The organism is Actinacidiphila yanglinensis (assembly GCF_900107965.1).
Classification (GTDB): domain Bacteria; phylum Actinomycetota; class Actinomycetes; order Streptomycetales; family Streptomycetaceae; genus Actinacidiphila; species Actinacidiphila yanglinensis.
This window is the reverse complement of sequence record NZ_FNVU01000007.1, coordinates 271,553-290,519: the sequence shown is the minus strand read 5'-3', so window position 1 is coordinate 290,519 and position 18,967 is coordinate 271,553. Positions and strand designations below refer to the sequence as shown.

Below are 18,967 nucleotides of genomic sequence, written 5' to 3'. Positions count from 1 at the left end.
GAAGTGAACGACACCGCCCTTCAGTACATCCTCGCGGCGATCCTCGTCCTGCCGCTGCTCGGCTCGGCCGGCGCCCTGCTGCCGGCCCCGCCCGGCCTGCGCGGCCGCGGCCCGGACCAGGCGGTGCTGCGGCACGGCGTGACCGTCACCGGCGCGGTCCTGGTGCTCGCGATCGTGCTCGCCGCCGGCTTCGACCACGACCACCCGGCGAGGATGCAGGCCACCACCGACCTGGACTGGATCCCCGCGCTGAGGATCCACCTCCACCTCGGCGTCGACGGCATCTCGCTCCCCCTGCTCGTGCTGACCGCGCTGCTGACCTTCCTGTGCGCGCTGTACTCGTACTTCAAGATGCCGGACGGCCCCAGCCCCAAGGCCTTCGTGGCCCTGCTCCTGCTGCTCGAGGGCGGCACGCTGGCCAGCTTCGCGGTGCTCGACCTGATCCTGTTCTTCCTCGCCTTCGAGGCCGTGCTGGTCCCGATGTACTTCCTCATCGCCCGCTGGGGCGGCGCGGACCGGGAACGCTCCGCACTGCGCTTCATCGTCTACACCCTCCTCGGCTCCGTGATCATGCTGCTCGGCCTGCTCCTCGTGGGCGTGAAGGCGGGCACGTTCGACATGGTGGCACTCGCCTCTGACAACGGGTCACACCTCAGTCACACCACGCAACTGGTGGCCGTCCTCGCGATAGGCATCGGGCTGGCCGTGAAGGCCCCGATGTGGCCGCTGCACAGCTGGCTGCCCGACGCCCACACCGCCGCCCCCACCGCGGGGTCGGTGCTGCTCGCCGGGGTGCTGCTGAAGATGGGCACCTACGGACTGGTCCGGGTGGTGCTGCCGATCGCGCCCGGCGGGATGCGCACCTTCGCGCCGTACCTGGCGGCCTTCGCGGTCGTCGGCATCATCTACGGCTCGCTCGCCTGCCTCGCGCTGGTCCGCCAGGGCAACGGCGGCGACCTCAAACGGCTCATCGCCTACTCCTCGGTCGGCCACATGGGATTCGTGCTGCTCGGCATCGCCTCCATGACCCGCACCGGCGTCAACGGCGCCCTGTTCGCGAACGTCGCCCACGGCCTGATCACCGGCCTGCTCTTCTTCCTCGTCGGCGCCCTGAAGGACCGCTACGGCACCAGCGACCTCGACCAGCTCGCCGGCCGCACCGGCGCCGCCCTCTACGGCCGCGCGCCGCGCCTGGGCGGGCTGCTGGCGTTCGGCGCGGTCGCCTCGCTCGGGCTGCCCGGCCTGGCCGGCTTCTGGGGCGAGATGCTGGCGATGTTCGGCGCCTTCCGGCCCGGCGCCGGGCTCAGCCGCCCGACGTACGTCACCTTCACCGCGATCGCCGCCTTCGGGACCCTCCTGACGGCCGGCTACCTGCTCACCGTCATCCGCCGGATCTGCATGGGCGACCGCGACACCGCCCGGGCCAAGCCGGTGCTGGCCGACGTGCACGGCTACGAGTTCGCCGCGTGGACCCCGCTGGCCGCCCTGACCGTCCTCGCCGGGCTGTGGCCCGCGCTCCTGCTCGGCCTCACCGATCCGGCCGTACGCTCCCTGCTGGGAGGAAACTGATGACCTCCCTCGGCGCGATCGCCGTCCTGAGCCCCGCGCACGGCCCGGCCCCCGCCTCCCACACCGCGCACGCCGCCGTGCCGGCCCTGGCCGCACCGCTGACCGAGTCCGTCGACTGGGCCGCGATCGCCCCCGCCGCGATCCCGGCCGCGCTGGCCCTGGTGCTCCTGGTCGCCGACCTCTTCCTGCCGCCGCGCCGCAAGCAGCTGCTGGCCTGGTTCACCGTCGCCGGGCTGGCCCTCGCGCTGGTGTCCCTGATCCCGCTGCGGGCCGGCCACCACGCCACCTTCTGCCGCACGGACCTCACCGGCGGCGGCTGCTCCTACACCGCCGACCGCTTCACGCTCGTCGTGCAGGTGCTCGTCCTCGGCGGCGCCCTGCTGACCGCGCTGCTGTCCGCACCCGAGGTCGAGGAGGAGCTGCCGGCCGGCGAGTTCTGGTTCCTGCTGCTGGCCTCGGCGGCCGGCGCCACCCTGCTGCCCGCCTCGCGCGACCTGGCCACGCTGATCGTCGCGCTGGAGGTCACCACGCTGCCGTCGTTCGCCCTGGTCGGGCTGCGCCGCGGCGACCGGCTGGGCGGCGAGGCGGCGCTGAAGTTCTTCCTGACCTCGGTGACGGCCACCGCCGTGTCCCTGCTCGGCGTGAGCTTCCTGTACGCCACCACCGGCACCCTGTACCTGGATCAGATCGGGCGCACGCTCGGCCACGAACCCGGCCAGCTGCACACCCTCGGCAAGGCCGGCGCCGCCCTGACCCTGCTCGGCTTCGCCTTCAAGCTGGCCGTGGCGCCCTTCCACTTCTGGGTGCCCGACACCTACGCCGGCGCCCCGTTGCCGGTGGCCGCCTACCTCTCGGTGGTCGGCAAGGCGGCCGGCTTCTCCGGCCTCATCCTGCTCACCACGCTGGCCTTCCACCCGTACGCCGACACCTGGGGCCCGGCGATGGGCGTCCTCGCCGCGCTGACCATGACCGTCGGCAACGTCGGCGCGCTCCGGCAGCGGCCCGACAGCGAGCGCAGCGCCGTACGGCTGCTGGCCTGGTCCTCGATCGGGCAGGCCGGCTACCTGCTGGTGCCGCTCGCCGCTGAGGCCGCCGGCCGTCCGGCGGGCTACCACGTCGGCACCACCGTCGCCTACGCCCTGATGTACGCGGTGGTGAACCTCGGGGCCTTCGCGGTCGCCGCCCTGGTCACCCGCAGCGCGCCCGCCGGGCGCCTGACCGACTACCGAGGGCTGTACGGCCGCCGCCCCGCCGCCGCGCTCGCGCTCGCGTTCTTCCTGCTGTGCCTGGCCGGACTGCCGCCCGGGGTGATCGGCCTGTTCGCGAAGGTGGCCGTGTTCTCCACGGCGGTCGACGCCCAGCACGGCTGGCTCGCGGTGATCATGGCCGTCAACGTGGCGATCGCCCTCGTGTACTACCTGCGGTGGACGGCTTTGCTGTTCGGACGCACGGAGAACGGGCAGGAGCAGGGCATGGCGGGAACGGTGGGGACGGCAGACGGGGCGAGCGGCGCACTGGCCGCCCGCACCCCGTTCGCGCTCGCCGCCGCCATCGCCCTCGCCGCGGTCGCCGGGGTGGTGCTGTCCGGGGCACCGCAGATCGTCCTGCGGTACGCCGAAGGGGTGCTGTTGTGACCGTCCGGAGGGAGCGTGGAGCCGCCACGGGAGGCGGCGCGCCGGACTGAGGCGCAGGTGAGACGGGCTTCCGGCGCCGTTGAGGGTGGTAGCGCTACGTGCGCACAAGGGAACTAACGGCGCCCGAGTCGCGTTGACCCGTACGGGAGGTTTTCCTGAAGGGGGAGGTCCCCCGTCCCACACTTTGGAGGGCGCACGTGCACCGCCGGCACAACGGGTTGAAGACCGCCGTACTCCTCGGCGGCCTGTCGGCACTCATCCTGGTCATCGGCAGCTTCTTCGGCCGGACCGGGCTCATCGTGGCGCTCGTCATCGCCCTGGGCACGAACGCGTACGCCTACTGGAACAGCGACAAGCTGGCCCTGCGGGCCATGCGCGCCCGCCAGGTCAGCGAGTTCGAGGCACCGGGGCTCTACCGGATCGTCCGCGAGCTCTCGACGACCGCCCGGCAGCCGATGCCGCGGCTGTACATATCGCCCACCGACGCGCCGAACGCGTTCGCCACCGGCCGCAACCCGCGCAACGCCGCGGTCTGCTGCACCGAAGGCATCCTGCGCATCCTCGACGAGCGGGAGCTGCGCGGAGTACTCGGGCACGAGCTGAGCCACGTGTACAACCGGGACATCCTCATCTCCTCGGTGGCCGGCGCGCTCGCCTCCGTCATCGTCTTCCTGGCGAACTTCGCCTGGCTGATCCCGATCGGCCGCTCCGACGACGACGAGGGCCCCGGCATCCTCGGCGTGCTCATGCTGATGATTCTCGGCCCGCTGGCCGCCGCCCTGATCCAGCTCGCCGTCTCCCGCTCCCGGGAGTACGAGGCGGACGCCTCCGGCGCCCGGCTCACGGGCGACCCGCTCGCCCTCGCCTCCGCCCTGCGCAAGCTCGACGAGGGCACCAAGCAGCGCCCCCTGGCAGCCGAGCCCCGGCTGGAGACCACCAGCCACCTGATGATCGCCAACCCGTTCCGTCCGGGTGACGCCTCCAAGCTCTTTTCGACCCACCCACCGATGGCCGAGCGCATCACGCGCCTGGAAGAGATGGCAGGTCGCAATCGATGAAGACGATCCTCAACGTGATCTGGCTCGTGCTGTGCGGGCTGTGGATGTGCCTGGGCTACTTCCTGGCCGGGGCGCTCCTGTGCATCACCATCATCGGCATCCCGTTCGGTATCGCCGCTTTCCGCATCGGCATCTACGCGCTGTGGCCCTTCGGTTACACCGCGGTCGATCGGCGCGACGCCGGAGCGGGCTCCTTCGTCGGGAACGTGCTGTGGCTGATCCTCGCCGGCTGGTGGCTGGCGCTCGGCCACATCGTCACCGGCATCGCCCTGTGCATCACCATCATCGGCATCCCGTTCGGCTTCGCGAACTTCAAGCTGATCCCGCTGTCGCTGATGCCGCTGGGCAAGGAGATCGTGCCGACCGATCAGCCCTTCGCCACGCGCTGACCGCATCGCGTTCGGGCCGCGCCCGGTGCCATGCCATGCCGGGTGCTGGCTCCCCGTGTGCTCCAAGTCGTGCGGGTGTGCAGGGCGTTCTGGGTGTTCTGGGTGTTCCGCGTGCTCCGTGTGCTGAACAGAGGGGCCCTCCGGCCCGTACTCTCCAAGTCCAGCCCCTAGCGAGGAGATCGCGATGAGCCTGCAAGTCGGCGACAAGGCACCGGACTTCACCCTCCCCGACCAGTCGGGCGCGCCGGTGAAGCTCAGCGAGCGGTGGGGCGAGAAGGTCGTCGTCCTGTACTTCTACCCCAAGGACAACACCCGCGGCTGCACTGCCGAGGCGTGCAGCTTCCGGGACGGCTACGAGAGCTTCACCGACGCCGGCGCCGAGGTGATCGGCATCAGCTCCGACACGGTCGACTCGCACGAGAAGTTCGCCGGGCGCCACGAACTGCCCTTCACCCTGCTGTCCGACCGCGACCGCGCCGTGCGCAAGCAGTACGGCGCCACCACGCTGGGCGTGGTCCCCGGCCGGATCACCTTCGTGATCGACCGCACCGGCACCGTCCGGCACGCCTTCTCGTCGATGACCAACATCGGCGGCCATGTGGACGACGCGCTGGCAGTCGTGAAGCGGCTGCGGGACGAGAGCGAGTAGCGATCCCCGGGGGCCCAGCGGCGGGGCGGCTGCGCCCGGACAGGCCGAAGGCCGGCCCGGGCGCGGGGGCGCCCAGCCGGCCTCTTCCCCCCGGGAGCTTCCCCGGCGGCGGTCAGCGGTAGTTCACGAACTGGAGCGCGAAGTCCAGGTCCTTGCCCTTGAGCAGGGCCTGCACCGCCTGCAGGTCGTCACGGCTCTTGGAGCTGACCCGCAGCTCGTCGCCCTGCACCTGCGCCTTGACGCCCTTGGGACCCTCGTCCCGGATGATCTTCGCGACCTTCTTGGCGTTCTCCTGGGAGATGCCCTCCTCGATCGTCGAGAAGATCTTGTACTCCTTGCCGGACAGCTGCGGCTCGCCCGCGTCCAGCGCCTTCAGCGAGATCCCGCGCTTGACCAGCTTGCTCTCGAAGACGTCCATGATCGCCTTCACGCGCTCCTCGGAGTTCGCCTCCATGAGGATCTTCTCGCCCGACCACGAGATCGACGCCCCGACGTTCTTGAAGTCGTAGCGCTGCGAGATCTCCTTGGCGGCCTGGTTGAGGGCGTTGTCGACCTCCTGCCGCTCGACCTTCGAGACGATGTCGAAACTGGAGTCGGCCATCTTCAGTGGGCTCCTTGACTGTGTTCATCGGTACGCCGGTTGGATCACATCCGCGACGGCCCGACCCGGCACCGCCACCGGCCCAGCCTAGCCACCCGCGCCCCCGATGCCCTGATCAATCCGGTGGCGAACCACCCCTCTGCATCAGGTATCGTTTACCCCGTCGCCACGACCTCCGGCCCCAGGCCGGTCCGCGGCGCGTCCCATGGCGGTATGCCCGAGTGGCCAATGGGAGCGGACTGTAAATCCGTCGGCTTAGCCTACCGTGGTTCGAATCCACGTGCCGCCACACCCAGGGAAAACCCTCTCTGACCAGCAGCAATGCTGGATCGGAGAGGGTTTTTTCATGCCCCGGACGCGCGGTCGAACGGTGATCGAAATTCGGTGCTTTGTCTCACCCTGTCTCGGGATGACTCACGCCCTGATCAGGGCGTGTCCCCCAGGCGTCCCCCGGGGGACGGCGCCCCACCGCGCCAATCCTGCAAGGCCGCATCGATCTTCTGGTTGGCCCGGTCCTGCGACTGCGCCAACACCTTGGCGTACACACGGAAGAGGACAGCGACGGAGTGCCCTGCCCTGCGTGCGCACTCGATCGGCTCGACTCCCGAGCTGAGCCACAGGGAGACGCCCGCATGCCGCAGGTCGTAAGGCCGTCGTGCCAGCCGTGAGGTACCCGCCGCGTCCTCTCCGAGCGCGCTGCGGCGTGCCCGGGCCCACACCTCGCCGTAGCCCGACTCCTGCAACAACCCGCCCCGCTCGGTGCGGAACAGCCGGCCGTCGGGCGCCGTGCCGTACGACTCGATGTGGTGCCGCAGCAGCCGCACGAACGGCGGGGGGATCGGCACCGGGCGGGAGTCCTGCACGGCCCGCGCCTTGAGGTGCCGCCGCTCGTGCGCGCTGCCGTCATCGGTCCAACTCCGGCCCACCCGCACGATGCCGCCACGCAGCACGAGAGAGCCCCAACCGCTGGCCGGCAGGTGGCATTGCTCGGCTCGCAGCGCGGCGGCCTCAGCGGGACGCATGGCGGCGAAGTACAAGCACCCGAAGAACGCTTCCAACTTCTCCCCGCGGGGACCCTGCTGACTTACCGCCCGCAACAGGAGGTCCACTTGCCCGGGGTGCGGAACGGCCTCGGGGTCGACTGCTTCCGCGGACTTCGGAGCGCGCCATTTCACGGTGCTGAGCGGGCTTACCGGGGTGCGGAAATACTCGGCTTCGGCCGCCATGTTGAGCACGTCACTCAGGCACGCTTTCTTCCGGCGGGCCGTGCTCGCGGCGGCAGGACTGCCGTCTGTCTTCCGGCTGAGGGCGTCCAGGGCCAGCCGCAGCGTTGCCGCGTCTTCCAGCGCGGAAATCGGCACCGAGTTCTTCTCCACCCAGCGCAGGGCGGCCGCCAGTTCCGCGGGGGGCTGTTCCGACCAGCGATTGCGGTTGAACGCCCAGCCGTACAGAGCGCGTCGCAGCAGTTCGGGGGCGGGAGCTCCCGGAGCGGTCGTCACCAGGGCGGGGGTGATGGTGGCCAGTGCGTCGGCGTAGCTCTTGCGGGACTTGGCCGGGGCGGCGTCCCACTTGCGGTCGATGTAGGTCCGCGCGTGCTCGTACCAGGTCACCGCGCTGTGTCGTGCCCTCAACTCCGAGGCGGGCAAGCCCGTTTCTTCGTCGAACTGGTCCTGGTTGCGCAGCGCCGTCATCAGCTCCGACCGGCGGCCGTCGGCCTGAGCCTTGAGCGTGTAGCTCTTGGAGTGCTTGCGGGTGCCGACCAGCCACCGCAGCCGGTAGGGCTTCGGCCGGTCGCGGCGCGTCTCGATCGAGTAGATGCGTACGTCGAAGGTGAGCACGTGTCTCCCATGGGAAAGGGGCCCGCCGGCACGGCGGGCCCCTCGGATGTGGCGGGGTGGGTCAGGCGGTGAGCTGCTGCTCGCACTGGGCGAGCCAGGCGTCGAGGTCGGTTCGGCGGATGCGGATCTGTCCGTTCGGGAGCTTGAGGAGCTTGGGGGCTTGGCCGCGTGCCCTCATGCGGTAGAAGGCGGGGCGGCTTATGCCGAGTTCAGCCAGCAGTTCGGGGAGCTTGAGCATCTCGGGGCGAGGCATTGCACTCCTTGGCGGCGGTGTCTGGCAGGGCGGGGCGTGGGGGAGAAACGGTCCGGTGCGCGTCTGTCCGAGGTTCGGATTTCTGCGTCATTGCGTCATGTGCGTCATGCGGGCTTTTGACCTGCGGGTTTGCATGACGCAGCGGCATGAGGCTGCGTCATGCCTGCGTCATGGGATGCGTCATCGGGTGTCGCGCGCGGCGGGGTGATGTCCGTGCAGACGGTGTGCGTCAGCTGGCACTGGCGCTCCTACGCCTACGCCCGCACCGCGCCCGAGCGGCCACGCCGGACCACCCGAACATCGGCGACGGATTCTGCTGGCTCGTGGCCCATGACGCAGATGACGCAGGATGACGCAGGGCCCGCCGTCTGCGTCATGGTCGTTGCCGCAGGTGGAAGCCGGGTTTTCGGCCCGCATGACGCACATGACGCAGCGTCTTCCCTCTTAGGAAACGAATGGAGGGTGTGTCTGTGGTCTGTGGGGTGGTCCTTACGGCGTGAAGAAGGGGCCGCTTCGCGGCGCGACCTTTGGGCGGCCCGTGGGCCGAACAGCAAGAGGAGCACCCGCGCCGTCGCGCCCGTGGTGCTCCTCTTGCTTGTCCGGGCGCCTGGTCAGAACGCCTGCTGTTGCTCGGGTGGGGCAGGGCCGGCGGGGCGAGTCATTTCGAGGTAGCGGCCCTCAAAGGTGCGGCCGGTGTCGATGAGGACGCCGCGGGCGGCGAGGGTGGGCTGTAGACGCTTGAGGCGGTCGGAGAGGACTTTGCCGGTCGTCGGCCAGCCCTTCGGGAGGGAGCGCAGTTCCTCGCCCGCGTAGAGGCGGCTGAGGCACGCAAGCCACTCGGTGGAGGTCATCCGCTGTTCGGTGCCGGGGGTGAGGTTTTCGGCGTGGATAAGGACGGTCTGCGCAAGGAGATCGCCTTCGATGACGTCGTCGTTGAGGTCGTCGAGGCTGGCCCGGTACGCGCGCAGGGCCCCGAGGCCGGTCGTGGCGTCGAGCTGCGCACACAGGTGGGCGAAGTCCGCCATCCTCAGGTCGGTCGGCGTCTCCACGTCCACCGCCCGGACCTTGACCGTCAGATCCAGCAGGGACCCGAGGACGACGGGCAGGACTTCCGCGTACTCCGCCCACAACTCCGCCTCGGTACGGCGCACGCGGGGCCGCTCCAACCGCAGCGGCAACAGCCGCTCGGCCAGGTCCGGGCGGATGACGCCGACGTCGATGCCGGTCAGCAGCAGGGGGCGGCGGTAGCGGGCGCGGAAGACGTCCCCGTCGGTGAACAGTGCGCGCTTGACGTTCTCCGCGCCGGTGACGATGCAGCACATGGCGTCGGACAGGTCCGGGGTCATGTGGCTCAGGTTGTCCAGCGCGGTGACCCACCCGGCCGCCACCGCGGCGATCAGGTTTTCCTCGTCCTTCGGGGCGCGGCGCAGGTCACCGCTCATGCCCTCGATGATCCGGATGAGCATCCGCCCGCCAGTGGACTTGCCCGCGCCCTGCGGGCCGGTGAGGAACGGCGCCGGCACCGGGACGGAGGGTCCGAGGCAGCCGATCAGCCAGGCGATGGCGAGGCATTCGGTTTCGGCGGTGGCGAAGTTGCACAGTCTCAGCAGCAGGTCGATGCCTTTGCTGTTGGTGTCCTTGGCGGGCAGGGGGAGTTCCCCGGTGAGCTGGGTGCGGCGCCAGCACACTTCGCGGGGGTCGGGGATGGCGATGTCCCATCCGGTGGGGTGGATACGGACCGACTGCCCGTCGTTGCGTCCGAGGTCCAGCCACGTCGCGCCGTCGAACCCGGGCGCGACGCGGATGTGGACCGGCTGGACGTCCTCGGACAGGGCGAGTGCTTCGATCAGGTCCAGTGCCTCTTTCAGCGCGGTGCCGTTGAAGACGCCGTAACCGTCCTTGAACAGGCCGACCATGAGTTCCTGGCGGTGGCTGCCGGTGGTGCCCTGGGAGCGGATCGGGCGGGCCACGGGGTGGCCGTTGCGTTGGGCGTAGACGGTGCCGTCGGCGGTGCGGAAGTACCGGAAGTGCTCCTGGGCGTAGTCGGCGATGATCTCCCGGCCCGGAGTCTTGTCGTCGTCGGACACGGCTACACCCCCAGCCGGGTGCGGGCGTTGGTCCACGCGTCGGTGCAGTGCCGGACGGATTCGCCCTTGGCCTGCGCGGCGGTGAACAGCCGCGCGATATGGGTGTCGGTGAGGCAGCCGCACCGGCCGTGCGCGGACAGCACCGCGAGGAACGTGCGGTAGACGGTGGCGTGCACGGCGCTCGGGGCGGCGGTGATGGTCTGCTCGGCCATGGTGATGCCGCGCTCCAGGTAGGCCGGGGTGCGGTGCCTGCACGGCCCGCCTCGGGCCCCCGTGGGAACGGAGACGGCCGCCGGCCGCACCGCGGGGGTTTCCTTCACGGCCAGCGCGTGTACGGCCGCGGGCAGGGCGGTGAGGGTGCCGGTCCCGGGTCCGAGCCACCGGGCGTAGGACATGGAGGACTTCAGGTCCACGCCGTCCCGGACCGCGTTGACCGACCGCATGGTGCCTCGGTAGATCCAGTGCTGGCCGCGGGTGGTGGGCACGGTCCGGGTAGCGGGCAGCATCTCGCGCGCCCACGTCACCGCCGCGGTGGTGTCGAGGTCGACGACGGTCAGGCTGGCGCCGCCGGGGTGGTAGGCCACGGCCGCCGCGCCCCGCCAGGCTCTCGCCCAGGCGGCCGACGTGAGGACGGCCGGGTCGGTCGTGGCGGCGGCCCACCCGTGGCACGGCCGCGGGCAGGCGCAGGGGCCGGGGGTCTTCATGTTCGGCCGGCCGCCGCACGCGTTCCTGGCGCAGGTCGGGCAGTTCCCGAAGGGCACCTTGCCCTTGCGCAGTGGCAGGACGGGCAGGCCACCGGCGGCCACGTCCAGGGCTGCGGTGAGCAGGGTGTTGGCCGTGGTGGTCATACGGCTACCTCCCAGGGGGCTTCGGGGCGGGTGGCGAGGTAGTCGACATAGGCAGTGGCGATCCAGCGGGTGTAGGCGGGGGGGAGGGCTTCGCGGAGGTTGAAGTGGTCGTGGGACCAGTCGATGCCCTTGGCCTGGCGCATTTCCGCAACGGTGGCCTTGCCCCCGCCTTTGCCGTAGGCGGCCACGTACGGGCCGTCGCGGTACTCGCCGTGCCGCCACCCGCGGACGTAGCCGCGGTGGACGGGGTGAGGCGGCTGAGTGATCGTCCAGCCGCCCAGCTCGAAGTACCGGTGCATCAGCACTCCGAGGCCGAACTGTTCCCCGCACAGGCGCAGGTCTTTGCGGACCTGGGAGCCGGCCACGTTCTCCATCACCCACGCGCGGCCGGTGGACTCCAGCGCGGCGCGGGTAGGGCCGATCAGGCGGGGGTGGGCATTGCCGCGGGCGGCGTTGGTGCCCTTGGCGGGGGCGCCTTCTCCCTGGCAGGGCGGGGAGGCGTGGATGAAGTCGAACTCGTGGCCGTGGTCGCGGATGAACGCGATCGCGTCGCCCTGGTGGAAGTCGTCACCGCAGTAGTCCGGTTGCGGCCGGACGTCCACACCGGTCACGTGCGCACCGAACCACTGGTAGCCGCGGGTCGCGCCGCCGATGCAGCAGTAGGCGTCCAGCACCCGCCACAGATGGGGGCGCCGGGCGGGCAGGGGATAGGTCATGCTGAGGATCTCCAGTTCCTTGACGGGATTGCTGGTGAGCTGGGGCGACCGCTGTTCTTTGGCGAGAGGGGCGGTCGCCCTAGGCGTCCGTGATGTGGGGGAATGCGTGCCGACTTGGTTGAATCGCAAGGGGCTCGGGTGGCTGCTCCTGCAGATCGCCTCGGTGAGTGCGGTCGGGGTGTGCGGCGGCTTGTGCACGGCGCTGTTACAGCCGCGGCATTCGTCATGGCCAACCCTGTTGTTCCTGATCGGGGCCGCCTTCGTGCTGATGACGGTGTCCCTCACGGCGCTCGCGTGGCGTAACGGCAAGAAGGCCGCTCGGTAGGCAATGAGCACTGCCAGGCCGCGCCTGCTCACGGTTGTGTGGGTCCGCCGTCAGGCTCCGGTGGTAGTCCCCCGAGGGGTTTAGTGGCGCAGGTCGTTGCGGGTGTGGGCGATCAGCCCGCGGGTGTGGCTGGTCTGGCTGGTGGTCTGCTGGGTGACCGGCCCGGCGTAGTGGTGGTGGGTCTCGTTGTGGGTCGCCTTGAAGGAGCGCGCGGCCGCGGCGATGGCGGCGACCACGGACGCCAGGGCGGCGATGGGGAGGGTGACGAACAGGACGCTGGTCAGGGTCACGGCGGAGAATCCTTGGCAGGCGAGCCAGATGCCGCAGCCGACGCCGACGCAGGCACTCCCGACACCGATGCCGGCGACGGCGGTCCCGGCGGCCCATCCGGGCACGACTCGGGTGTCGGGTTGGGCGACGGGCGGGGTGGTGCCGTAGGTGGGAAGCGGCGCGGTGTCGCGGTAGGAAGTCGGCACTTGCGGCACGGGCCGGTAGGCGTCGGCGATGATCTGCCGGGCCTGCGCTGCGGCCTCGGAGTCGGTCAGGCGCAGGTGCCGGCGGGGCGGTTCGGGGGTGCTCGGGGTGGTGGTGTCCGGGTGCACAACGGGGTCCCTTCAACGAGGCGGGCAGCACCCCGGGGGTGGGGTGCTGCCCGTGCCTGGCTTGTCGCGTGACTTGTCGTCCCGCTTGTCGTGCGGCTTGTCGCTTGTCTTGTCTTGTCGCTTGTCGCCTCGCAGGTCACAAGCCGTTTCCAGACCCTCCATTGGGTGTGGGTGGCCTTGTGCCGGATGCGGTGGCGACAGGCGACAAGTGGTCAGTCCTCGGGCGTCTGCGGGGCGTGCCGGGCGTGCACGTAGCGGGCCTTGGTGCCCTCCCCGACGCGGACCGCGGTGCGGTCGTTGACCCAGGTCTTGAGCCAGCCGACGACGGTCTGCCGGGTCGTGCCGTGCGCGTCGGCCAGAGCGCGGGCGATCGCGGATGCACCGGTTCCTTCCGGGCCCGCGGCGAGCAGCAGCGCGAGTGCTTCACGCTGGGCGGGGCTGTCCTGCTCGCCCCGCAGCGCGGACAGGTTCAGCCCGCCCCCGCCGGCCGCCGGGTCGGCGCTGTCGGCCTCGGGGGTGTTGGGGTCGGGTGCGGTGTCGAACTGCTCGTCAATCTGCTCGCGGAACGCGCGCAGCATCGCCTCTTCCGGAGAGACTGGCTCGGCCGTGTCCTGGCGGGACAGGGCGGTCAGCTTCAGCCCGTCCCCACTGCTGCCGGCGTCGGGGGTGTGCTCGCGCATCCATGCGGTGCGGTCGGTGTCCCATCGGCGGGCGTAGGCAGGCCCGGCCGCCTTGGCCGACACGACGTCGAGCACGGGATGCCGCTCGGAGGTGGCGGCGGTGATCTCCCGGATCTGGTTGGGCTTGATCCGCCACGCCTTGAACAGGGCGACAGGGGATTCGGGGGTGCTCATGAACCCGGCTCCCTTGAAGGGGGCTTGGTCCACGCGCAGGCCGCGGGTGCCGGGGAACATCTTGCTCAGGTCCATGCCCTCGGTCTCGCCGCCGGTCAGCGCGACCCGGACTTTGGCTTCCCGGCGGATCATCAGGTTGCCCAGCACGCTCCCGGTGGCTCCGAGCGCGGTGAGCACCGTGCGCAGGCCCATCGCGCGGGCGATCCGGATGACTTCGAGGATCTTCTCGGCGAGCTTGCGCATCTGCCGGTCGGTGCTGACCAGGATCTCGGCACCCTCGTCGATGACCAGCATGATCTGCGGGGTGCGCCGGTCGATCGGCAGCAGATCGGTGTTGGCCTTGGCCAGTACGTCCTGGTAGGCCATCTTCCGGTGCTTCGCGATCCGGACCGCGGCGTCCAGCATGGCGGCGGCTTCCTCGAAGGTCCCGGCGAGCCAGTCGACCCCGGGCCGTACCGGCTTCCCCTCCTCGCTCTGGATCTCGCCGCTCAGGGCGGGCAGGACCCAGGGCAGGCCGGCCGAACCGGCGTTGAGGTCGATCACCCAGGTCAGCACGTCCTGCGCGCGGGCGAACCCGGCGAGGATGGAGTGGACCATGTTGGTCTTGCCCGATCCGGTGGGGCCCACGACCAGCGCGCACTGCTCGCGCAGGTAGGCGAGCACGGGTTCGGCGTTGGTGCGGTAGCCCCACGGGATACCGGTCAGCACCGACAGCGGCCCGTACTCGCTCGGGTAGGTACGGGTCTCTTCCAGGACGTTGACCGTGGTCACGTCGATGATGACCCGGCCCTGGTCGATGCCGGGGACCGCGGTAGCGGTGCAGCCGTGCGGCAGCCGGGCATCCGCGGACAGCCGCGCGGACTCGGCTGCGACCTTGGACCAGGTGGCGCCGCCCGGCGGAAGCTCGGCGTCGAGGGAGAACCCGGCGCCGGTCGGCCACATCTCCACACCCAGCACGCGCACGGTGATCCCGCACACCCGCTGGATACGGTCCGCCCACTCCGCGGCGATCGTGCGCCGCTCGGCTGACAGGTCGGTGGCGATCTGCCGTTGCTCGGTGGCGTGGGCCTCCTCCTCCCGCGCCTCCTCGTACAGTGCGGCCGAGCGGGCGGCGGCGCCGATCCCGACGCCGATCGTGGCCAACGACCCGAGCGCGGCCCAGGTCAGGGGCCCGTGGGTCATGGCCCATGTCGTCCACCCGGCGCCGATCAGCCAGGATGCGGCGCGGGTGGTCAGGGTGCGTCCGGCGTTGCGCAGGCGCAGGCCGACGATGGTGTGTCCCAGGGCGCCGGCGGCGCCGACGGCCAGGGCCCAGCCGGGCGGCATGGCAGTGGCAGCGCCGGTGGTGGCGATGGCGAAGGCTCCGGTGGTGGCGGACAGGGCGCCGGTCACAGGTCCGTGACCGGCGGCCCAGTCCAGCACCGGGCCATCGCTCTTGTGGGCGGTGGCAGTGCTCATCTCAGACGTTCCAGCCCTTCTCGGCCTCGGTGCCGTTGCGGGGGTCCTCATGGCGGGCGATGTCCTGCGCGTGCACGTCGCGGAACAGCGGGCCCATGTCCTCGGCGACCGCGACCGCGCTCATCAGCGCGCCGAACATGTCGTTGAAGCCGTCCGCGACTTCCTTCTCCAGCGGGAACTCACTGTCGGACCGCTCGGCGAGGATCTTCATCACGTTCGCCACGCTGGTCAGCGCGGCGGGCAGTCCCTCGACCATGGCGAGGATCTCCATGGCGTCGTCGGGGTCGTAGGCGTTGGCGGCCTGCTCCATCTCCGCGGCTGCCTCTTCGAACCGGAAACCGGACACATGCTCTCCTTCACTGACCTCGGATGCGGTGCTGGTGGGGGACTTGGGCCGCTGGACGCTGTCGGCGATGGCGTCGGCGGCCTCGGCCTCGGCCTGGGCGTCGGCGGCAGCTTCCTTCTCGCTCAGCTCGTCGCGGATGGCCTTGTCGCGGACGGCGCGCTGCTCGCGCGCCGTGGCGGTCAGCCGCTTGAACAGGCGGCGGCCGGGGTGGACCAGCCAGGGCAAGCCGAGTTTCCGGCCGAGCGGGCTGGTGAGCAGCCCCAACACCCCGACGGGCAGGGCGAGCAGCGCGGCCAGCAGGCGCCGGCCGTGAGCGCGGGCCGCGGACCGGCGAAGTGCCTGCCGGGCCGCCTTGCGGGCGGGTGCCTTACGCACCTCGGACCGCTTGGCTGCGACCTGCCCGGCGGTCTTGGCGTCCCGCCGGGCACGGCTCTTCGCGATCGCCGCAGTCTGCGCGGCCCGCGCCTTGCGGGCCGCACCACCGACCAGGCCGCGCCCCGCATGGCCCTTGCTCAAACGGTGCTGGCCAGCGGCAGCCTTGGGGCTGCGGCGGGCATCGGCCACCGCGCGGCGGGCCTCCACGGTTTGCATGCGCTGCCCGGCACGGGTGCCGGCCGCTTCGTGCTGCGCCGACCGCAGTGCCTTTATCTGCCCGAGGCGACCTGCGGCGGGGCGACTGGTGCTGCCGGTCGCGTTCCGGGACGGTTCCCGACCGGCCTTGCCGCCGGTCACCGTGGTGCCGCGGCGATGCTGGCCGGAGAGGCTGCCGCTGCGACCGGCGAGGATGCCCGCTCCTGACCTGCTGCTCCGCAGGCCCGCGGCCCGGGCGGAGTTGCGGCGGGCGGTGCGGGCGGCGGCGCGTCGGGACGTGCGGCGCGCGCTGGGCTTGCGTGAGCGGGTGGCGGCGACCGTGCCGAGGACGACCGCGCCGGTCGCGGCGACCACTGCGGCGATCGGGCCGCCCGCAAGCGAAGCGGCGGCGACCATGCCGACGGTGCTGTTCGCGCCGGTCAGCGCGAGGGGGACGACCGGCCAACCGCCGGGCGTGTGCTCCACCTCGGTGGTCCGGGGCGGGTTGGGCGGTTGCGGGGGCGGTGCGCTCTGGGCAGCCTGCGCGGCTACCGGCTCGGTGCTCAGTTCCGTCATGCTGAGTGCGCTCCTTTAGGGGAGTGGGGCCCGGCCAGAGCTGTGGAAGGTGACTGGTCGGGCCCGCGAACAGGGGTTATGCGGCGCGCTGTTCTTCGGGGAAGGCGCAGGTGGCGCACATGCCGAGAGAGCGCGGGATGACGTATCCCGCATCCGTGCGGCATGCCGGGCACACGCGGCGTGCGGCGTTCGCCTTGGCCAGGGCCGCCCACTTCGCGGGCGTCATCGGCCGGACCGGCTTGGCCTGCTCGATGCGGTAGAGGTAGGCGCAGCGGACCGCGCCGCAGGTCTTCCGCGAGCGCCACAGCACTTGTGCGGCGATCGGCTGCCCGCCCGGTCGCAGTCCGCGGGCGCGGAGTTGGCGGCGGGTGGCGTGTCCGTCCGGCGCCAGGCGATACGGGAAGGTCGGCAGCCCGTATCGGGTGCCGGCCGGATCGTAGAACCGGCTCACGCGGACACCACCGCGTCGGCGTCGAGCGCGGTGCCGAATGCGGGGGTCTCGCGCAGGGTCGCAGCACGGGTGGACACCCAGCCGATCGACCAGCCGGTCAGGTCCGCGATCTCCCGGACCGTCTTGCCCGCGGCCACGTACTCGGACACGGCCTGTAGCGCTTCGTCCTCGGGGAGCTTGCCGGTCGCGGCGAGCACCGCGGCCCGAGCAGCAGCCCGTTCATGGCGTTCATGCTCAGCCCGATCGTGTTCACGGGCCCGTTCACGCGCCGCCTGCTCAGCAGCAGCGACCGCAGCGGCCTGCTGCTCCGCAGCCTGCTGTTCGGCCCGCGCACGCTCCTGCTGTTCACGGCGTTCACGGTCGGCCTGCTCGCGTTCACGGGCCTGCGTGCGCTCCTCGCGCGCGGCCTGCTCGCGGGCGGCTTCCCGGTCGGCCTGCTCACGCGCCATGCGGGCTTCATGCTCGCGACCTGCGGCAAGTTCCGCCGCTCGCGCATCCCGCTCCTCCCGCGCACGCCGCTCGGCACGCTCTTCGGCCTCCCGCTGAGTACGTTCGGCAGCCTCGCGTTCGGCCTGGCGCTCCTGGCGGGCCCGCTCGACCTCGGCTTGCCGCTGTGCCTGCTCGTGAACAGCCTGTTCACGGCGTTCACGGTCGATGCGCGCCAGGGCCGCGGCGAGCGCGCGCCGGTAGGACAGCGACGCCTCCGACGTGACGATCAGCAGCGCGGGCGCGACCAGGTGAACACTCACCCCGACTCCGTCGCGGTGCAACGCGCTGTCACCGATGTTCAGGGCGAGGGTGAACAGTCCGGTCAGCCACCGCAGCACTACGGGCCACGGGCCGCCGTGCCCGTCCAGCCGGGCCAGGGTGGCATCCAGTCGCACCACGATGACGACAGCGGAATCGACCACTAGCGGGAGAATCGGCGCCGTCCAGCCCCATCCGGGAGCGCTGTGCTCGCGCATCAACGGCGTGACCGTCAGCACCGAGAACAGCACCGCGCCGGCCGTGATGGACCAGGTTCCGGCGGTCAGGACCCGTTCAGCCGACCGCACCGCGGCCGGGGAATCCGGAAGACTCACGGTCCTTCACCCCCGGCGGGGTGCACGTCGATGGCGGCGATCAGTTCGACCGGGGCCGGCGGGGCGTCGGGGTCGGGGTACATCTCGGTCCACTCCCACTCCTTGCCGGGAGCGGCCTGGTACCCGATGGCGGTAAGCGCGTCACGGCGCTGCGCGGGAGTGGGGATCGCGGCCCTGTCCGCCCACTCGAACTCCGGGTACTGCGAGGCAGGAATGCCCAGCAGCACCACGATCAGGGACCAGTGGTAGTCCCGGTGGGAGATCAGGGCGCGGTCGGCGCTCATGCCGCCCTCCGCTTCGACGTGGTGCGGCGGCGGGGCCGGGCGATCGGGCGGGGCACGGGCGCCAGCGCCAGGAGCTCCGGGCGGGTGCGGCCGATCGTCTCCGCGGCGAGCGCGGTGGTGCGGTCGAACAAGGTGGGGTCGTCGGCGAGGATGTCGCGCGCCGCGGCGAGCCGGGCGGCGCGTTCCTCGCCGGTCTCGCCCTCCTCACCCAGCCACAGGTCAAGCGGGGTGCCAAGGGCCAGTTCGAGGAAGTCGACGGTGGAATCGGCACGGTGGGGGCCGATGAAGTCGTGCTGCATGGGGATCGTCTCCGAACGGAAGAAGGCCCGGGCCGGCCGCAAGCGCGGCCGGCCCGGGGGATCGGGAATCACTGCTGCTGATCGGCGAGGTGGGCGGCATCCGCGTAGGCGTCACGGACCATGTCCTGCTGCCAAGCCAGGTCACTGCCGGACGCCGGAGGGTCCTGCGACCCGATCGCGGCGGCCCACTCATCGGCCTGCGACTGAAGATGCTGAGCGAGCGGATCGCCAGCACTCACCGGCGGCCACTTCCGTTCTCCGAACGCTTGTTGACCTCGGCGTTCTTACGCGACAGCTCCTCGCGTTCGGCGTCTGTCAGACTGGTGAACACAGGTTTCTCCTAGTCAGTTGCCTGTACGCGGCTCCGGTGTTTGCCCACCGGGGCCGCACTCGTTTCGTGGGGTGCTCCTGCAACCCCACGCCGACCACCGCCGGACGAGCGCGGTGAACGACGTGCAGCACAGGACTGCAAACGCGC

20 protein-coding genes and 1 tRNA gene are annotated in these 18,967 nt (G+C 71.3%); 7 read left to right on the top strand and 14 right to left on the bottom strand.

What is annotated here, in order from left to right; genetic code table 11:
- Window positions 1–3 precede the first annotated feature (3 nt).
- The 5 genes from C4U44_RS18785 to C4U44_RS18765 all read left to right on the top strand — a co-directional run bounded on the left by C4U44_RS18785 (window position 4) and on the right by C4U44_RS18765 (window position 5,299).
- On the top strand, window positions 4–1,569 hold the full coding sequence (locus C4U44_RS18785) for a complex I subunit 4 family protein (RefSeq protein ID WP_103887110.1): 1,566 nt from the start codon (window positions 4–6) through the stop codon (window positions 1,567–1,569).
- Entirely contained in the window at window positions 1,566–3,203 is a 1,638-nt protein-coding gene (locus tag C4U44_RS18780) for an NADH-quinone oxidoreductase subunit N (RefSeq protein ID WP_235032194.1), read from the top strand. Before C4U44_RS18785 ends, C4U44_RS18780 begins: the two co-directional genes overlap by 4 nt.
- A 197-nt stretch (window positions 3,204–3,400) precedes the next feature.
- Entirely contained in the window at window positions 3,401–4,261 is an 861-nt protein-coding gene (htpX, locus tag C4U44_RS18775; RefSeq protein ID WP_103886982.1) for a zinc metalloprotease HtpX, read from the top strand.
- Complete coding sequence (locus C4U44_RS18770; protein WP_103886981.1) at window positions 4,258–4,650, top strand: YccF domain-containing protein; 393 nt, start codon at window positions 4,258–4,260, stop codon at window positions 4,648–4,650. The genes htpX and C4U44_RS18770 overlap by 4 nt, the downstream gene beginning before the upstream one ends.
- A 184-nt stretch (window positions 4,651–4,834) precedes the next feature.
- Window positions 4,835–5,299: a peroxiredoxin gene (locus C4U44_RS18765; RefSeq protein ID WP_103886980.1), complete on the top strand. Its 465-nt coding sequence runs from the start codon at window positions 4,835–4,837 to the stop codon at window positions 5,297–5,299.
- A 112-nt stretch (window positions 5,300–5,411) separates the two neighbouring features.
- Here the strand turns inward: C4U44_RS18765 and C4U44_RS18760 are convergent, their stop codons facing one another.
- Window positions 5,412–5,900 (bottom strand): YajQ family cyclic di-GMP-binding protein, encoded by a 489-nt coding sequence (locus C4U44_RS18760; RefSeq protein WP_103886979.1) that lies wholly within the window; start codon window positions 5,898–5,900, stop codon window positions 5,412–5,414.
- Between the two features lie 207 nt (window positions 5,901–6,107).
- Between C4U44_RS18760 and C4U44_RS18755 the strand changes: the two genes are divergently transcribed.
- Window positions 6,108–6,189: transfer RNA gene (locus C4U44_RS18755), tRNA-Tyr, on the top strand.
- 136 nt (window positions 6,190–6,325) lie between these two features.
- Here C4U44_RS18755 and C4U44_RS18750 read toward each other — a convergent pair.
- From C4U44_RS18750 to C4U44_RS18730, 5 genes are all read right to left on the bottom strand, one after another.
- The gene (locus C4U44_RS18750; RefSeq protein ID WP_103886978.1) at window positions 6,326–7,738 is read right to left on the bottom strand and encodes a site-specific integrase; all 1,413 of its coding nucleotides are present in this window, start codon (window positions 7,736–7,738) and stop codon (window positions 6,326–6,328) included.
- 61 nt (window positions 7,739–7,799) lie between these two features.
- The gene (locus tag C4U44_RS18745; RefSeq protein ID WP_103886977.1) at window positions 7,800–7,991 is read right to left on the bottom strand and encodes a helix-turn-helix transcriptional regulator; all 192 of its coding nucleotides are present in this window, start codon (window positions 7,989–7,991) and stop codon (window positions 7,800–7,802) included.
- 611 nt (window positions 7,992–8,602) lie between these two features.
- Window positions 8,603–10,078 (bottom strand): ATP-binding protein, encoded by a 1,476-nt coding sequence (locus C4U44_RS18740; protein ID WP_103886976.1) that lies wholly within the window; start codon window positions 10,076–10,078, stop codon window positions 8,603–8,605.
- Window positions 10,079–10,080: 2 nt separating this feature from the next.
- Window positions 10,081–10,926 (bottom strand): bifunctional DNA primase/polymerase, encoded by an 846-nt coding sequence (locus C4U44_RS18735; protein WP_103886975.1) that lies wholly within the window; start codon window positions 10,924–10,926, stop codon window positions 10,081–10,083.
- Window positions 10,923–11,642, bottom strand: a complete 720-nt coding sequence (locus C4U44_RS18730; protein ID WP_103886974.1) for a class I SAM-dependent methyltransferase — start codon at window positions 11,640–11,642, stop codon at window positions 10,923–10,925. The genes C4U44_RS18735 and C4U44_RS18730 overlap by 4 nt, the downstream gene beginning before the upstream one ends.
- Here C4U44_RS18730 and C4U44_RS18725 point away from each other — a divergent pair.
- Window positions 11,641–11,967, top strand: a complete 327-nt coding sequence (locus C4U44_RS18725) for a hypothetical protein (RefSeq protein WP_103886973.1) — start codon at window positions 11,641–11,643, stop codon at window positions 11,965–11,967. The two genes, C4U44_RS18730 and C4U44_RS18725, sit on opposite strands and share 2 nt — an antisense overlap.
- 80 nt (window positions 11,968–12,047) lie before the next feature.
- Here C4U44_RS18725 and C4U44_RS18720 read toward each other — a convergent pair whose 3' ends face one another.
- The 8 genes from C4U44_RS18720 to C4U44_RS41560 all read right to left on the bottom strand — a co-directional run bounded on the left by C4U44_RS18720 (window position 12,048) and on the right by C4U44_RS41560 (window position 18,728).
- Window positions 12,048–12,569 (bottom strand): hypothetical protein, encoded by a 522-nt coding sequence (locus C4U44_RS18720; RefSeq protein WP_235032173.1) that lies wholly within the window; start codon window positions 12,567–12,569, stop codon window positions 12,048–12,050.
- 212 nt (window positions 12,570–12,781) lie between these two features.
- Window positions 12,782–14,881: a hypothetical protein gene (locus C4U44_RS18715; protein WP_103886972.1), complete on the bottom strand. Its 2,100-nt coding sequence runs from the start codon at window positions 14,879–14,881 to the stop codon at window positions 12,782–12,784.
- 1 nt (window position 14,882) lies between these two features.
- A complete protein-coding gene (locus C4U44_RS18710) occupies window positions 14,883–16,373 on the bottom strand; it encodes a hypothetical protein (RefSeq protein WP_103886971.1) in 1,491 nt (496 codons plus the stop codon).
- 76 nt (window positions 16,374–16,449) lie between these two features.
- Window positions 16,450–16,824, bottom strand: a complete 375-nt coding sequence (locus C4U44_RS18705) for an RRQRL motif-containing zinc-binding protein (RefSeq protein ID WP_103886970.1) — start codon at window positions 16,822–16,824, stop codon at window positions 16,450–16,452.
- A complete protein-coding gene (locus C4U44_RS18700; RefSeq protein WP_235032172.1) occupies window positions 16,821–17,906 on the bottom strand; it encodes a DUF2637 domain-containing protein in 1,086 nt (361 codons plus the stop codon). Before C4U44_RS18700 ends, C4U44_RS18705 begins: the two co-directional genes overlap by 4 nt.
- A complete protein-coding gene (locus C4U44_RS18695) occupies window positions 17,903–18,190 on the bottom strand; it encodes a DUF6303 family protein (RefSeq protein ID WP_103886968.1) in 288 nt (95 codons plus the stop codon). Before C4U44_RS18695 ends, C4U44_RS18700 begins: the two co-directional genes overlap by 4 nt.
- Entirely contained in the window at window positions 18,187–18,489 is a 303-nt protein-coding gene (locus tag C4U44_RS18690; protein ID WP_103886967.1) for a hypothetical protein, read from the bottom strand. The genes C4U44_RS18695 and C4U44_RS18690 overlap by 4 nt, the downstream gene beginning before the upstream one ends.
- Window positions 18,490–18,557: 68 nt before the next feature.
- Window positions 18,558–18,728, bottom strand: a complete 171-nt coding sequence (locus tag C4U44_RS41560) for a hypothetical protein (protein ID WP_160145059.1) — start codon at window positions 18,726–18,728, stop codon at window positions 18,558–18,560.
- Window positions 18,729–18,967 lie beyond the last annotated feature (239 nt).